The 15,117-nt window shown below is 56.0% G+C and carries 17 protein-coding genes; 8 read left to right on the plus strand and 9 right to left on the minus strand.

What is annotated here, in order from left to right; translation table 11 throughout:
• Positions 1 to 299 precede the first annotated feature (299 nt).
• Positions 300 to 830, plus strand: a complete 531-nt coding sequence (dsbB, locus tag SOM48_RS01465) for a disulfide bond formation protein DsbB (protein WP_094419656.1) — start codon at positions 300 to 302, stop codon at positions 828 to 830.
• Positions 831 to 891: 61 nt separating this feature from the next.
• On the opposite strand, the gene SOM48_RS01470 is transcribed toward dsbB, so the two are convergent.
• The 3 genes from SOM48_RS01470 to SOM48_RS01480 form a co-directional block, all read right to left on the minus strand.
• The gene (locus tag SOM48_RS01470) at positions 892 to 1,338 is read right to left on the minus strand and encodes a YcgN family cysteine cluster protein (protein WP_054803650.1); all 447 of its coding nucleotides are present in this window, start codon (positions 1,336 to 1,338) and stop codon (positions 892 to 894) included.
• Positions 1,339 to 1,429: 91 nt separating this feature from the next.
• A complete protein-coding gene (locus SOM48_RS01475) occupies positions 1,430 to 2,089 on the minus strand; it encodes a fumarylacetoacetate hydrolase family protein (RefSeq protein WP_128482758.1) in 660 nt (219 codons plus the stop codon).
• Positions 2,090 to 2,229: 140 nt separating this feature from the next.
• Positions 2,230 to 2,505, minus strand: a complete 276-nt coding sequence (locus SOM48_RS01480) for a YcgL domain-containing protein (protein WP_313276403.1) — start codon at positions 2,503 to 2,505, stop codon at positions 2,230 to 2,232.
• Between the two features lie 122 nt (positions 2,506 to 2,627).
• Between SOM48_RS01480 and minC the strand changes: the two genes are divergently transcribed.
• The 3 genes from minC to minE are packed head-to-tail and all read left to right on the plus strand — an operon-like array spanning position 2,628 to position 4,428.
• Positions 2,628 to 3,323 (plus strand): septum site-determining protein MinC, encoded by a 696-nt coding sequence (gene minC / locus SOM48_RS01485; RefSeq protein ID WP_054803648.1) that lies wholly within the window; start codon positions 2,628 to 2,630, stop codon positions 3,321 to 3,323.
• Between the two features lie 22 nt (positions 3,324 to 3,345).
• Positions 3,346 to 4,158, plus strand: a complete 813-nt coding sequence (minD, locus tag SOM48_RS01490; protein ID WP_042712035.1) for a septum site-determining protein MinD — start codon at positions 3,346 to 3,348, stop codon at positions 4,156 to 4,158.
• A gap of 3 nt (positions 4,159 to 4,161) precedes the next feature.
• Entirely contained in the window at positions 4,162 to 4,428 is a 267-nt protein-coding gene (gene minE, locus SOM48_RS01495) for a cell division topological specificity factor MinE (RefSeq protein ID WP_004384978.1), read from the plus strand.
• Between the two features lie 86 nt (positions 4,429 to 4,514).
• Here minE and rnd read toward each other — a convergent pair whose 3' ends face one another.
• From rnd to SOM48_RS01520, 5 genes are all read right to left on the minus strand, one after another.
• The gene (gene rnd / locus SOM48_RS01500) at positions 4,515 to 5,642 is read right to left on the minus strand and encodes a ribonuclease D (RefSeq protein ID WP_094192962.1); all 1,128 of its coding nucleotides are present in this window, start codon (positions 5,640 to 5,642) and stop codon (positions 4,515 to 4,517) included.
• Positions 5,643 to 5,714: 72 nt separating this feature from the next.
• On the minus strand, positions 5,715 to 7,400 hold the full coding sequence (gene fadD / locus SOM48_RS01505; protein WP_320511283.1) for a long-chain-fatty-acid--CoA ligase FadD: 1,686 nt from the start codon (positions 7,398 to 7,400) through the stop codon (positions 5,715 to 5,717).
• A gap of 205 nt (positions 7,401 to 7,605) precedes the next feature.
• Positions 7,606 to 8,193 (minus strand): Slp family lipoprotein, encoded by a 588-nt coding sequence (locus SOM48_RS01510; RefSeq protein WP_023480101.1) that lies wholly within the window; start codon positions 8,191 to 8,193, stop codon positions 7,606 to 7,608.
• Positions 8,194 to 8,229: 36 nt separating this feature from the next.
• On the minus strand, positions 8,230 to 8,925 hold the full coding sequence (tsaB, locus tag SOM48_RS01515) for a tRNA (adenosine(37)-N6)-threonylcarbamoyltransferase complex dimerization subunit type 1 TsaB (RefSeq protein WP_139566851.1): 696 nt from the start codon (positions 8,923 to 8,925) through the stop codon (positions 8,230 to 8,232).
• Positions 8,926 to 8,983: 58 nt separating this feature from the next.
• Positions 8,984 to 10,894 carry a DNA repair helicase YoaA gene (locus SOM48_RS01520; protein ID WP_320511284.1) on the minus strand — a complete coding sequence of 637 codons (1,911 nt, stop codon included), beginning with the start codon at positions 10,892 to 10,894 and terminating at the stop codon, positions 8,984 to 8,986.
• Positions 10,895 to 11,006: 112 nt separating this feature from the next.
• Here SOM48_RS01520 and SOM48_RS01525 point away from each other — a divergent pair, with 112 nt between their 5' ends.
• A complete protein-coding gene (locus SOM48_RS01525) occupies positions 11,007 to 11,351 on the plus strand; it encodes a RidA family protein (RefSeq protein ID WP_023480033.1) in 345 nt (114 codons plus the stop codon).
• Here SOM48_RS01525 and SOM48_RS01530 read toward each other — a convergent pair whose 3' ends face one another.
• Complete coding sequence (locus SOM48_RS01530) at positions 11,352 to 11,540, minus strand: YoaH family protein (RefSeq protein ID WP_023480153.1); 189 nt, start codon at positions 11,538 to 11,540, stop codon at positions 11,352 to 11,354.
• Positions 11,541 to 11,624: 84 nt separating this feature from the next.
• Between SOM48_RS01530 and pabB the strand changes: the two genes are divergently transcribed.
• From pabB to sdaA, 3 genes are all read left to right on the plus strand, one after another.
• The gene (pabB, locus tag SOM48_RS01535) at positions 11,625 to 12,974 is read left to right on the plus strand and encodes an aminodeoxychorismate synthase component 1 (RefSeq protein WP_320511285.1); all 1,350 of its coding nucleotides are present in this window, start codon (positions 11,625 to 11,627) and stop codon (positions 12,972 to 12,974) included.
• Positions 12,975 to 12,977: 3 nt separating this feature from the next.
• Positions 12,978 to 13,556 (plus strand): CoA pyrophosphatase, encoded by a 579-nt coding sequence (locus SOM48_RS01540; protein WP_139566853.1) that lies wholly within the window; start codon positions 12,978 to 12,980, stop codon positions 13,554 to 13,556.
• A 175-nt stretch (positions 13,557 to 13,731) separates the two neighbouring features.
• Positions 13,732 to 15,096 (plus strand): L-serine ammonia-lyase, encoded by a 1,365-nt coding sequence (gene sdaA / locus SOM48_RS01545; protein ID WP_312200490.1) that lies wholly within the window; start codon positions 13,732 to 13,734, stop codon positions 15,094 to 15,096.
• Positions 15,097 to 15,117 lie beyond the last annotated feature (21 nt).

Consider the following 15,117-nt stretch of genomic DNA (forward strand, 5'->3'; position numbering starts at 1 on the left):
TTCCATAACACAGCTAAGCAATGAGCACTCATCATACCAAAGCATGCAGTGGGCAGGTAGCGTAGGGTAGGAAGAAAAAAGGCGATCAACGTTTTATTTTGACGAATTTACTACATGAATATTTCGTGCAAATATGCCTTAAATCCAAATAATTAACTGAAGATCGGCCAAAATGGCGTAGGCGATGTTTCACTTTTTGCTGACTAAACATTCCATTACGCATTATTTTGCCCCCGCTAGTGGCCTTGAGATTGATTTCGTTTACACTGCGGTCTCTACGCATCTCCAGGGAAATGATTATGTTGCGATATTTAAATAAGTGCTCACACGGGCGCGGCGCCTGGCTGCTGATGGCGTTAACCGCCTTTGCGCTTGAGATGACGGCGCTGTGGTTCCAGCATGTCATGTTGCTCAAACCGTGCGTGTTATGCATTTACGAGCGCTGCGCCCTCTTTGGCGTGATGGGTGCCGGTATTGTCGGTGCCATTGCGCCAAAAACCCCTCTTCGCTTTGCTGCTCTTGCCATCTGGATCTACAGCGCCATTCGCGGTATCCAGCTGGCGTGGGAACACACGCAGATCCAGCTTCACCCCTCCCCTTTTATGACCTGCGATTTTGCCGCACGCTTCCCGAGCTGGCTGCCGCTGGATAAATGGCTGCCGCAGGTGTTTGTTGCCTCCGGCGACTGTGCGCAGCGTCAGTGGGAGTTCCTGAAGATGGATATGCCGCAGTGGCTATTAGGCATTTTTGTCGCCTATCTGGTGGTGGCGCTGCTGGTGCTGATTGCGCAGTTCTTTAAACCGAAAAAACGCGATCTGTTTGGCCGTTAAAAAAAACGCTCCTTCGGGAGCGTTTTTTTTATTGATGAAAGCAGCGATGAGAAGCAGAGCCTTAATCAGCCCAATCCGGTTTATTCAGGATGTGTTCTTGCCAGTCGCGCACTTCGGACTCTTTCACTGCAATGTGACGAACGGATATCCGCTCAGCGTGCATCGCTGCTTTTGACCCGGTACGCAGCGGGTGCCAGACCGGCAAATTTTTCCCCTCAGCCAGCAAGCGGTACGCACAGCTTGGCGGCAACCATTCGAAGGTCGGCAGATTCTCACGGGTCAGCTTGATGCAGTCCGGTTCATATTCGAAACGGCGCTCGTAGTTACGGCACTGGCAGGTTTTGATATTTAACTGGCGGCAGGCGACGTTGGTGAAGTAGATCTCGTCAGTGTCTTCATCCATCAGTTTGTGCAGGCAGCACTGCCCGCAGCCGTCACAGAGCGATTCCCACTCTGCGTCCGTCATTTGGTCGAGAGTTTTGCTTTGCCAGAAAGGAGTGTCGCTCATGATAAAATCCGCCGTTGGTAACCAGGGTGCACCTTATAACCACTCTGGCAGAGGGATGCAAGTTTTGCCGCCCGAATGAGCGGCAAAAGCATTAAAGCACGCGGGTCGAGAGAGTGTGTTCGTTGAGGCGCAGCTCGAGTTCATCACCGCTGCTGAGCGGCCCGACGCCTTCCGGTGTACCGGTAAGGATCACGTCCCCCGCTTTCAGGGTGAAGAATTTACTCATATAGGCAATCAGCGGCACGATTTTATGAATCATGTCGGAAGTGCTGCCCTGCTGGCGAATCTCGCCGTTAATTTTCAGCTCCAGCGCGCTGTTCTGCGGATCGCCCTCAAACTGAGCGGCGGGGATAAAACCCGAGATGGGGCAGGCATTATCAAACCCTTTCGCCTTTTCCCACGGCTGCCCTGCTTTCTTCAGTTTGCTTTGCAGGTCGCGCGCGGTCAGATCCAGCGCCACGCCGTAGCCCGCTATCGCTTGTTGAACATGATCTTCGGTGGCATGGCGCAGCGTTGCACCAATTAGCACCGCCAGTTCAATTTCATGATGCACCGAGCCAAGCTCAGTCGGCAGCACCAGCGGCTGGCGAAGGTCGCACAATGCGGATTCAGGTTTAATAAACAGCACCGGCTCTTCCGGCGTCGCGCTGCCCATCTCCTTTATATGCTTCGCATAGTTACTGCCGACACACACCACTTTACTCACCGGGTAATCCAGCAGAGCACCCTGCCAGTTATGATGTTGATACATGTTTTGCCTCTCCGGTAACACGTTGAACATGAGCGAAAAATGACTATCCGCGCCGCCCGGCGGTTTGTCAAATCGCAAAATAAGAGGGAGTGAATGCGTAAAAAAAAGACGGCGGAATAATCCGCCGCCTTTAGAGAGGGTTATTGCTTACTATTCGCCGCAAGGTGGGCTTTAAGTAAATTTTCCGGCGGCGGGGGAAGCTGTAAATAATACCCCTGCTCGCCGAGCGCGGTTTTTACTTTTTCCAGATCCGCGCCGGCTAATTTTTTACTGCCGTCGAGGGGTAAAATCATCGCTAACTGCGGTTGGCCGAAACTTTGCATTAATGTTTCTGGCACACGAGAAAAATCGTCTCTTTTCTCAACATACAGATAGGTCTGTTCACGTCTGGCACTTCGATAGATCACACAAAACATACTTTTACTCGGAATTAGGAGGTGGTTACTTGCCTGAATATAACAGGGACTATAACATGCCCGGTAGTATTCAGAATATCACCCCGATTTCGGGTGTTTAGAGCAAAATGAGTAAGGTCAGGATGTCAAACACGCCCATCGAGCTTAAAGGCAGTAGTTTTACCTTATCCGTGGTTCATTTGCATGATGCAAAACCCGAAGTTATTCGTCAGGCGTTAGAAGACAAAATCGCTCAGGCTCCTGCATTTTTGCAGCATGCTCCCGTGGTGGTGAATGTCTCAGCACTGGTAGGTCCGATTGACTGGCCGCAACTGCAGAAAAGTATTGCTGCCACTGGCCTGCATGTTGTGGGTATTAGCGGTTGCAAAGACGCTGCACTGAAAGCGGAAATAGAACGTGCTGGCTTTCCTATCCTGTCGGAAGGCAAAGAGAAAGCGCAACCGCGCCCGGAGCCCGTAGCTGAACCGGTATCCGTCGCCACGCCGGCTATTAAAACACGGCTGATTGATACCCCGGTGCGCTCTGGACAGCGCATCTATGCGCAGAACTGCGACCTGATTGTCACCAGCCACGTGAGCGCAGGCGCGGAGTTGATTGCCGATGGCAATATTCACGTCTACGGCATGATGCGCGGCCGCGCGCTGGCGGGTGCAAGCGGTGATGATGAAGCACAAATATTTTGTACCCACCTGACCCCGGAACTGGTCTCCATTGCGGGTGAGTACTGGCTGAGTGACCAAATCCCGGCCGAATTTTATGGCAAAGCGGCGCGTCTGCAACTGGCAGGTAACGCTTTGACAATTCAACCCTTAGATTAAGCCCTTTTAACAAGGAACTCCTATGGCACGCATTATTGTTGTTACTTCGGGTAAAGGGGGCGTTGGCAAGACCACCTCCAGCGCGGCCATCGCTACTGGTTTAGCCCAGAAGGGCAAGAAAACGGTCGTTATCGACTTCGATATTGGCCTTCGTAACCTTGACCTGATCATGGGCTGCGAGCGCCGCGTTGTGTACGATTTCGTTAACGTTATCCAGGGCGACGCAACGCTGAACCAGGCGTTGATTAAAGATAAGCGCACTGAAAATCTTTATATTCTCCCGGCATCGCAGACGCGCGATAAAGACGCCCTCACCTATGAAGGCGTTGATAAAGTATTAGAAGATCTGAAAAAAATGGACTTCGACTTTATCGTCTGCGACTCACCGGCTGGCATCGAAACCGGCGCGCTGATGGCGCTCTACTTCGCCGATGAAGCCATTATCACCACCAACCCCGAAGTATCGTCCGTGCGTGACTCTGACCGTATTCTGGGGATTCTGGCTTCCAAATCACGTCGTGCGGAGAGAGGTGAAGAGCCAATTAAAGAGCATCTGCTGCTCACCCGCTACAACCCAGGCCGCGTTAACCGTGGCGACATGTTGAGCATGGAAGATGTGCTGGAAATTCTGCGCATCAAACTGATTGGCGTGATCCCGGAAGATCAGTCTGTACTGCGGGCCTCCAACCAGGGCGAGCCAGTTATTCTGGATGCCAATGCTGACGCCGGTAAAGCGTATGCCGATGCCGTGGAACGTCTGCTGGGAGAAGAACGTCCTTTCCGCTTCATTGAAGAAGAGAAGAAAGGTTTCCTCAAACGCCTGTTCGGAGGATAAGTTATGGCATTACTCGACTTTTTTCTCTCCAGAAAAAAGAATACCGCCAGCATCGCTAAAGAACGCCTGCAGATTATTGTTGCAGAGCGCCGCCGCAGCGACGCTGAACCCCACTATTTGCCGCAGCTGAAGCGCGATATTCTGGAAGTCATCTGCAAATATGTGCAGATCGATCCGGAGATGGTCACCGTACAGCTGGAGCAGAAAGGGGACGATATTTCTATTCTGGAGTTGAACGTCACGTTGCCAGAAGCGGAAGAGACGAAATAGTCTTCGCAATAAGGGCAATAAAAAAAGGCAGAAGAGATTCTGCCTTTTTATTTATTCGCTCAAATATACTGTAATTATTTACAGTCTTATTGCGGATACTCTGCTAATAACGCGTTCAGACGATCGGCCATCAATTCACCGCGCCAGCCGCTGATTAATTCCGGCAGGCTATTTTGCGTCTTTAATTTCCAGTGCCAGTTTAATAACTGATTAATCTGCCGACGCGAAGCCAGGAGCTCAACGCTAATATTTTCGCTTTCACTGATCGTCTGCACCTGCGCTTTAATCGCTTTAAACGCTTTGCGATAGCCGGGCATATCCATCAGATTACGCAGCGGTTCAGGGAGTGCCTCTTCCGGCAACTCCTGCGCCTGCGCGACCAGTGCCACAAGGGTTTTACCGTGAAAACGGATTTCGCTGCCCGAGAGACCAAGACTATCCAGCTCGCCGAGGCTGCCCGGCATATAGCGCGCCACTGCCCAGAGATGCTCTTCGCGCACCACAAAGTTCACCGCCATGTCGCGCTCGCGCGCCTTGCGCAGACGCCAGGATGCCAGCAACTGTAAACAGGCCAGCTGGCGCGGGCGCAGCTGCCAGGCGTTAGTGATTTCACGCCATGCCTCGTCCGGTGCCAGCACTTCCTGGCGGCGCTGCATCATTAAGCGACACTCATCAAGCGCGGCAGCCAGCCTGCCCGCCTGCTCGGTTTCTGCCAGCAGTTTCCCGGCGATAGGCAGCAGATACCAGACATCTGCCGCTGCATAGTCACACTGACGTTCGGTCAGCGGACGCGCCAGCCAGTCGGTGCGGGATTCGCTTTTATCAATCACCGTCCCGGTAAACTCCTCCACCATCGAGGCAAAGCCCCATGACATCGGACGGCCGCAGAATGCCGCGAGGATCTGCGTATCAATCATCGGCTGTGGCTGTACACCAAACGTATTGAGGAACACTTCCAGATCTTCGCTTCCCGCGTGCAGATACTTGGTGATTGCCGTATTGGTGAGCAGGTCGCGAAACGGCGTCCAGTCGGTAATGGTCAGCGGATCGATAAGCGTGACACGCTCGCCGTCATACATCTGCAGCAGACCCAGTTGCGGGTAGTAAGTGCGGGTGCGGACAAATTCCGTATCGAGGGCAATGGCTGGAAACGCACTGGCAGCTTCACATATGGCTGCCAGCGCATCGTTCGTCGTTATCATCTGGTAATTCAAATCATTTTCTCTTCAGTTTGCGCCCATAAAAAACGCCGGCTTTAACCGGCGTTCGGGAGGCTAACGGATAGCTCAGGCGTTATTGTCCACTTTGGCACGCGCTTCGTCACGTAATTCTCGTCGCAAAATCTTTCCGACGTTCGATTTCGGCAGCTCCGTGCGGAACTCAACCTGCTTCGGCACCTTGTAGCCGGTAAGCTGTCGGCGGCAGAAAGCGATCAGCGCCTCTTCCGTCACGGAAGCCTCTTTTTTCACTACAAATAGCTTCACCGCTTCGCCGCTGTTCGCCGAAGGCACGCCAACGGCAGCCACTTCAAGCACTCCGGGGTGCTGCATCACCACATCTTCGATCTCGTTCGGATAGACGTTGAAACCGGAGACCAGAATCATATCTTTTTTGCGATCGACAATACGCAGGAAGCCCTCGTCATCCATCACCGCAATATCGCCGGTGTGCAGCCAGCCATCACGCAGGATCTCATCCGTTGAATCAGGGCGCTGCCAGTAGCCAAGCATCACCTGCGGCCCTTTAATGCAAAGCTCGCCCGGTTCGCCCGGGGCGACTTCATTATTGTCATCATCCACCAGCTTGGCTTCGGTCGACGGCACCGGCAGGCCAATGCTGCCGCTGTGGTAGTCAATATCGTGCGGGTTGACGCTCACCAGCGGTGAACATTCGGTCAGGCCATACCCTTCCAGCAGATACTGCCCGGTCAGTTTGACCCAACGATCCGCCACTGCCTGCTGCACCGGCATCCCGCCGCCGGCAGAGAGGTGCAGTGAGGAGAAATCGAGCTTTTTGAACTCATCATTATTGAGCAGCGCATTAAACAGCGTGTTCACGCCAGTCATAGCGGTGAAAGGATACTTGCCCAGCTCTTTCACCAGCCCTGGAATATCGCGCGGGTTGGTGATCAGCAGGTTCTGCCCGCCCAGTTCGATAAACAGCAGGCAGTTCATGGTCAAGGCAAAGATGTGATAGAGCGGAAGCGCGGTGACCACCAGCTCTTTACCCCGATGCAGCAGCGGCCCGTAAGTCGCGTTCACCTGTTCGAGGTTAGCCAGCATATTACGGTGGGTCAGCATCGCCCCTTTTGCCACGCCGGTAGTGCCACCGGTATATTGCAGAAACGCCAGATCCTCGCACACCAGTTCCGGTTTGACATACTGCATGCGGTAGCCGTTTTGCAGCGCGCGGCGAAACGAGATAGCGTCCGGCAGATGATATTTCGGCACCAGCCGTTTGATATATTTAACGACAAAGTTGACCACCGTCCCTTTTGCCGTCGAAAGCTGATCGCCCATGCGGGTCAGGATGACGTGGCGTACCTGGGTTTTGTCGACAATCTTCTCCAGCGTGTGGGCAAAGTTGGAGACAATGACGATTGCCGCCGCGCCGCTGTCGTTAAGCTGATGCTCCAGCTCGCGGGGCGTGTAGAGCGGGTTAACGTTTACCACAATCATCCCGGCACGCAAAATCCCGAACAGCGCAACGGGGTATTGCAGCAGGTTCGGCATCATCAGCGCCACGCGATCGCCCTTTTGCAGGCCAAGCCCCTCCTGAAGGTAGGCGGCAAATGCCCGGCTGCGCTCCTCCAGTTTACGGAAGGTCATCACCTCGCCCATGTTGATAAACGCCGGCTGGTCGGCATAACGGGCTGCTGAGTGTTCAAATAATTCAACCAGGGATTGATAACGGTCAGGGTTGATCTCCGCAGGCACATCGGCGGGATAACGATTTAACCAAACCTTTTTCAATGCATCACCTCTAAAATGAGTGTTTGTTGTCATCGCAGCCCCAGTTAATAAACAAGAAATTAACATTATATTAACTCAGCGTACCAGTTTGAAAATTAACCGGACGGAAGGTTGCGAAGCGCGTCACTAATTATTTTTGTCATCTAATACAGAAAACAAAAACAGCGGCCAGGCCGCTGTTTATTTTTCCTGCCAAAACAAGAAATTACTCTGTTACGACCGTTTGTACACGAGCGGGTTCAGGCGGATACCAGCCCCATGGACCGTAGCCTGTGCGCCAGGGATAGGCCCCCGGGCCGGAGAACCAGGGGTCGAGCGGCTGCGGCGGCATCATGATTTGCTGCTGCAAGCGCCAGCGCTTGTAGCCGTTCACCTGCATCACCATATAGGTGTAGGAGGCGCTGCCAACTTTACCCGCTTCGGTGCCGGTAATCGGCCCGACCACGGTGACCAGCTGGTTACGGAAATCGACCGGGTCAACAAAGCCGTTGATGTCGGCATAGATTCGCCCGACAGAGGGCTCGCCCAGCACCGGGCGCGCACCTTCGTCCAGCGGGACAGAGGCGATCTCCAGCCGGGTTTTGCCCTGCTGATTGATCACATTGATCACTTTCCCGCCGAAACGCCCCTCCTGACCGACATAGAGCGTTGGCGCATTCATCACCCGCACTAAATCTTGCTGCGGTGTCGGGCTGGTGCCCTTGATCGCATCAGGCACCGTCACGCACCCACTCAACGCCACCGTTACCAGCCCTGCCAGTAACAGCTGCATAAACCCTTTTTGACCCGCCATCATGCGACCCCTTAACTCAGTTAGTACTACTGAGATTCATTCCCGGCCAGGAAGTTTCTTCCACGCCACTTCGTTACGCAAATAAACCGGTTCCGCCTGTTCAACGGCAACCCATTTTTGCGCAGCAAAAAGCTGGCGGGCGATGGGCAACATATCTTCCGCCGTGGGCAGCAACATCTCGCCGTCGGTCAGCGTAACAGGACTATTCGCTGCTAATTCAGGCCATGCGCCCCAGCCGGTGCCAACCATCGCCCAGCTGCCATCAAGCTGCTGCAGACGATCGCTTACCGCCTCAGGCTTCAGCACCGCTTCGGTCTCTTCACCGTGCCAGATGCCATCGGCATCGCGCTGATACTCAGCCCAGTAGACTTCGCCCATGCGGGCATCAATGGCGGCCAGCACACGGGTTGCGCCGGTTTTGCGCCAGGCTCCCTGCGCCATCGTCGCCAGCGTCGAAACGCCAATCATCGGCAGCTCTGCGCCGAGCGCCAGACCCTGTGCAATACCAATACCGATACGCACGCCGGTGAAGCTGCCCGGCCCGCGGCCGAAAGCCAGCGCGTCAAGATCGGTAAGCTTGACCTCAGCGTCGGCAAGGGCAGCTCTGACCAGCGGCAGAATGCGTTGTGTATGTTCACGAGGGCAAAGTTCGAAGTGAGCGAAGGTCGTACCGTCATTCCACAGGGCGACAGAACAGGCTTCTGTGGCGGTATCAATAGCCAGAATTCGCATGGGTATAGCAGTCCAGATTCAACAAAATGGCGCGCATCTTACCACACTTCGCGGAAAATTACTCCGCTGCAGGCCGGGCAAGAAACTCCACCGCGCGGCGGATATCGCGCGTGCGCGGTGCCGGCGGCAGGCTGGCGAGAAACACCGCGCCGTAGGGCCGCATCACCAGACGGTTATCGCAAATCACCAGCACGCCGCGATCGTCAATATCACGGATCAAGCGACCGACGCCCTGCTTGAGCGTAATGACCGCATCCGGGAGCTGCACTTCCTCAAAGGGATCGCCACCGCGCAGACGGCAATCTTCCATCCGCGCTTTCAGCAGCGGATCGTCCGGCGAGGTAAACGGCAGCTTATCGATGATTACCAGCGAAAGCGTATCGCCGCGCACATCGACGCCCTCCCAGAAGCTGCTGGTCGCCACCAGCAGTGCGTTACCCGCTTCAACAAACTGTTGCAGCAGTTGCCCTTTACTGGTTTCACCCTGCAACAGCACCGGCAGGCTAAGTGTGGCACGGAACTGTTCTGCGAGATCGCGCATCATGGCGTGCGAGGTACAGAGCATAAAGCAGCGACCGTTGTTGGCCTCAATCATTGGCCTTAACATCGCTGCCAGCTGGCGCGCAGAGCCGGGCTGATTAGCCTGTGGCAGATTGCGCGGCACGCAGAGCAGCGCCTGGCGCGGGTAATCGAAGGGGCTCGGCAACAGCAGCGACTCGGCTTCCTCGATGCCTAACCGCGCGGTGAAGTGATGCAGATCGTCGTTAACCGACAAGGTCGCGGAGGTAAAGATCCAGCTCCCCTTCTTCTCTTTCATCACTTCCTGAAATTTATCGGCGACGGTCAGCGGCGTCAGCGCCAGCGTAAAGTTGCGCGAGGTGCACTCATACCAGTAGCTGAAGCCGGGCTGGTTGAACTCCTTCAGCCGCTTGAGGCGGGCGCGGTAAACCGTGGCGCGCTCAAAGGCGGCGTCCAGCACCGCTGAGCGCCCGAGGGAGAGTTTCGCCACGTCGTAACAGAGTTCAAGGGCGTCATCGAGCAGCAGCAGCGCACGCTGTATCCGCGCATCGGCCAGCAGTTCGCGCAGGTTCCCGCGATAGCCCGGCTCGCCGAGCTGCAGGCGGAAATCCTGCGCGCTTTGCGCCAGCCGGTCGGCGCACTTCTGCAACTGCGCGGTATCACGTAAATCGGTGCGGTAGGCAATGGTGAAATCTTTGGCCAGATCGAGCAGCTGGCGGCTGGAGAGCGACTGGCCAAAATATTGGCTGGCGATATCGGGCAACTGGTGCGCTTCGTCGAAGATCATCACCTCGGCCTCCGGGATTAGCTCACCAAAACCGCTCTCTTTCACCACCATGTCGGCGAGAAAAAGGTGGTGGTTGACGACGACAACGTCGGCTTCCATCGCTTTTTTACGCGCCTTCACCACGAAGCACTCTTTGTACATCGGGCAGTCGCTGCCCAGACAGTTATCGTTGGTGCTGGTGACCAGCGGCCAGGCGGCGGAATCCTCAGCCACGCTGACGCAGGTGCTGATATCGCCATCTTTGGTCTGGTTAGACCAGGAGCGCAGCAGAATGACATCGCTCAGCGTCTGCACCGGCAGATCGCCACCGGCAATCGCTTGCTGTTCGAGACGCTCGATACAGAGGTAGTTTGAACGGCCTTTGAGCAACGCCGTGCGGCCGGTGTACTCCAGCGCTTTTGAGACGGTGGGCAGATCGCGGCTGTAGAGTTGATCCTGCAGGGCTTTCGAACCGGTGGAGATGATCACTTTCTTCCCGGCGCGCAATGCGGGCGCAAGGTAGGCGTAGGTTTTACCGGTTCCGGTTCCCGCCTCAACCACCAGCGGCTGCGTTTTTTCAATCGCTTCGGTCACGGCGTAAGCCATCTGGCGCTGCGGTTCGCGCGGTTTAAATCCCGGTATCGCTTTGGCAAGCTGGCCGTCTGTTGCAAAATCGTCCGTCACACTACCCCCTGGTTAAATCGCCAGTGATTATGTCAGGGTGAGCGGATTTACGCCAGCCAGGTTTTTGTGGCACTCTTCCCGGCGAATCTATGTAACCAGGAAGGAAAAGGTGATGACAATTGTGCGTATTGACGCGGAAGCCCGCTGGTCTGATGTGGTGATCCATAACCAGACGCTTTATTACACTGGCGTGCCGGAAAACCTCGATGCCGACGCCTTTGAGCAGACGGCCAACACGCTGGCGCAGATTGACGCGGTGCTCGAAAAACAGGGCAGCGATAAGTCACGGATCCTCGACGCCACTATTTTTCTTGCCGATAGCGATGATTTTGCAGCGATGAATAAGGCCTGGGATGCGTGGGTCGTGGCGGGCCATGCACCGGTGCGCTGCACCGTGCAGGCGAAGCTGATGAATCCGCGTTATAAAGTTGAGATTAAGATTATCGCGGCGGTCTAATTACTCCTCCTCGTCCTCCTCATCTTCAAAGCGCGCCACAATCCGCTCGCCGGTATGGCTGGCGCGCAGCTCTTGCGCCACCAGGGTAATGGCCTCGCCGCTGCTCATGCCGCCGGCCATAAGTTCCTGAATACGTTCGACTGCTTTCTGCTGCTGTTCGTGACTGAGGGCGGGTAATCCTGCAAACATGGTCAACTCCTGATAAATTATCGGCGCTAATTATTCCACGCGTCTGTGCACTACGCCAGCGAAGACGCTCAAGAGCCAGGAATCATGAAACAGTTAACGCCTGCCCAACTCACTCTCCCGTGGCGCCGCGACGCTGCGGAATTCTATTTCGCACCGCTCAGCGCGCAGCCGTGGGCGATGCTGCTCCATTCGGGGCATGCCGATCATCCCCATAACCGTTTTGATATTTTAGTCGCCGATCCACTCACGACACTGACAACGCAGGGCGATTTCACTTATCAGGATGGACGCGCGTCGCAAGGCGATCCGCTTGAACTCTTACAGCAGGCGCTGGATGCGTGCGGTCTGCATGCTGAACCCGCGAATGACCTCCCTTTCCAGGGCGGTGCGCTGGGCCTGTTTGGTTATGATTTAGGCCGCCGTTTTGAAAAGCTGCCCTCACTGGCCGCGCAGGATATTGCCGTCGCGGATATGGCGGTTGGCCTCTATGACTGGGCGCTGATTGTTGACCACAAATTGCAGCGCGTAACGTTGTTGAGTCACGGGGATATCAATGCGCGCCTGGCCTGGCTTGAGGCCCAGAGCGCACCGCCACAGGCTGAGTTTCGCTTAACCGCTGCCTGGCAGGCCAATATGAGCCGCGCGGAGTACGGCGAGAAGTTCCGCCAGGTGCAGGCGTGGCTGCACAGCGGCGACTGCTATCAGGTCAACCTCGCGCAACGTTTTCAGGCACGCTATAGCGGCGATGAGTGGCAGGCGTTTGTGCGTCTGAATGATGAGAACCGCGCACCGTTCAGCGCCTTCCTGCGTCTGCCGCAGGGGGCGATCCTCAGCCTGTCACCGGAGCGATTTATTCGCCTGACCGGCGATGAGATTGAGACCCGCCCGATTAAAGGCACCCTGCCGCGTCTTGCGGATGAACAAGCGGATGCTGAGCAGGCCGCCCGTCTTGCCGCCTCGCCGAAAGATCGCGCCGAGAATGTGATGATTGTCGATCTGATGCGCAACGATATTGGTCGCGTGGCGGTGCCGGGTTCGGTGCAGGTGCCGGAACTGTTCGTGGTGGAACCCTTCCCGGCGGTGCATCACCTGGTGAGCACCGTGACGGCGAAACTGCCGCCCGGACGACACGCAAGCGATCTGCTCCGCGCGGCGTTTCCCGGCGGATCGATTACCGGTGCGCCGAAAGTGCGGGCGATGGCGATTATCGATGAGCTGGAGCCACACCGCCGCAATGCCTGGTGCGGCAGCATCGGCTACCTCAGCCTCTGCGGCAATATGGACACCAGCATTACCATCCGTACCGTCACCGCCTGTGACGGGCAGCTTTACTGCTCGGCAGGCGGCGGGATTGTCGCCGACAGCGATGAAGATGCGGAATATCAGGAAACCTTTGATAAAGTTAACCGTATCCTGCGGCAACTTGAGAGGTAATTCGTGGAGCAACCGGTGTTAACTCTGGATAACTTTTTATCACGCTTTCAGCTGATGCGCCCGCAGCTTAATGCCGCCACCCTGAATGCGCGCCAGGCGGCGGTGCTGGTGCCGATTGTGCGGCGTGAAGAGCCGGGCCTGCTGCTGACGCAGCGCTCAGCCATGCTGCGTAAACATGCCGGCCAGGTCGCCTTTCCCGGCGGCGCGGTCGACAGCACCGACGCCTCGCTTATCGCCGCCGCGCTGCGTGAAGCGCAGGAAGAGGTAGCGATCCCGCCGGAATCGGTTGAGGTGATTGGCGTCCTGCCGCCGGTGGATAGCGTGACCGGCTTTCAGGTTACGCCGGTGGTCGGCATTATTCCGCCGGATCTCCCCTGGCGTGCCAGTGAAGATGAAGTGGCGGCGGTGTTTGAAATGCCGCTTGCCGAGGCGTTGCGGCTTGGGCGTTATCACCCGCTGGATGTGCATCGTCACGGTAATGCCCACCGGGTGTGGTTATCCTGGTATGAGCATTATTTTGTCTGGGGCATGACGGCGGGGATCATCCGCTCGCTGGCGCTGCAAATCGGCTTGAGGCCATAAGCGCTATACTTAGTTTTGCGCACTTTGTGACGGCGAACTCGCTATTAGTTTAATAGAGGCCAGCGATTAGTTTAATTCATGTGAATAGTTAACCTGCTGGCACCCTTCCCTCTTACACTATGCGCAGTTATTACATCGTTACTGGAAACCCAGTAACCCTGTCAGGAGTGTAAATGTGATTAGTCTATTCGACATGTTCAAAGTGGGAATTGGTCCCTCCTCTTCCCACACTGTTGGCCCGATGAAGGCCGGGAAGCAGTTCGTCGATGATCTGGTCGAAAAAGGATTGCTGGAAAACACTACCCGCGTTGTGGTGGATGTTTACGGCTCACTCTCCCTTACCGGGAAAGGACACCATACCGATATCGCCATTATTATGGGTCTGGCGGGCAACGAGCCGGCCACTGTCGATATTGATGCAATCCCGGGGTTTATCCGCGATGTGGAAAACCGTGGGCGCTTGCTGCTGGCGCAGGGTCGCCATGAAGTCGACTTCCCGCAGAATGATGGTATGCGTTTTCACAGCGATAACCTGTCGCTGCACGAAAACGGCATGCGCATTACCGCCCTGAACGGCGATGACGCCATTTACAGCAAAACTTACTACTCCATCGGCGGCGGCTTTATCGTTGATGAAGAGCATTTTGGTAAAGAGACGCTCGACTCTGTCGCGGTGCCCTACCCGTTCAACTCTGCGACGCAGATGCTTGAGTACTGCAAGCAGACCGGGCTTTCTCTCTCCGGGATGGTGATGCAGAACGAGCTGGCGCTGCACTCGAAAAAAGAGATTGAAGAGTACTTTGCTAACGTCTGGACGACCATGCGCGCCTGTATCGATCGCGGCATGAACACCGAAGGCGTGTTGCCGGGTCCGCTGCGCGTGCCGCGTCGCGCCTCTGCGCTGCGCCGCCTGCTGGTCTCCAGCGATAAGCTCTCCAACGATCCGATGATCGTCGTGGACTGGGTCAACATGTTTGCCCTCGCGGTTAACGAAGAGAATGCGGCGGGCGGTCGCGTTGTGACGGCTCCGACCAACGGCGCCTGCGGTATCGTGCCGGCGGTGCTGGCCTATTACGACCACTTTATTGAGTCCGTCAGCCCGGATATCTATATTCGCTACTTCCTCGCTGCCGGGGCGATTGGTGCGCTCTATAAAATGAACGCCTCCATTTCCGGTGCGGAAGTGGGCTGCCAGGGCGAAGTGGGCGTTGCCTGCTCTATGGCGGCGGCAGGTCTTGCTGAGCTGCTGGGCGCAAGCCCGGAGCAGGTTTGCGTTGCCGCAGAGATTGGTATGGAGCACAACCTCGGTCTGACCTGCGATCCGGTCGCTGGCCAGGTGCAGGTTCCCTGCATTGAGCGTAATGCCATTGCCTCGGTGAAGGCGATTAACGCCGCGCGGATGGCGATGCGCCGCACCAGCGCACCGCGCGTCTCGCTCGACAAGGTTATCGAAACCATGTACGAGACCGGGAAAGATATGAATGCCAAATACCGCGAAACCTCGCGCGGGGGTCTGGCCATCAAAGTGCAGTGTGACTAAACTTACCGCTCTCAGCGCCGT

The sequence above is a fragment of the Kosakonia sp. CFBP8986 genome (assembly GCF_034044935.1).
Taxonomy (GTDB): Bacteria; Pseudomonadota; Gammaproteobacteria; order Enterobacterales; family Enterobacteriaceae; genus Kosakonia; species Kosakonia cowanii.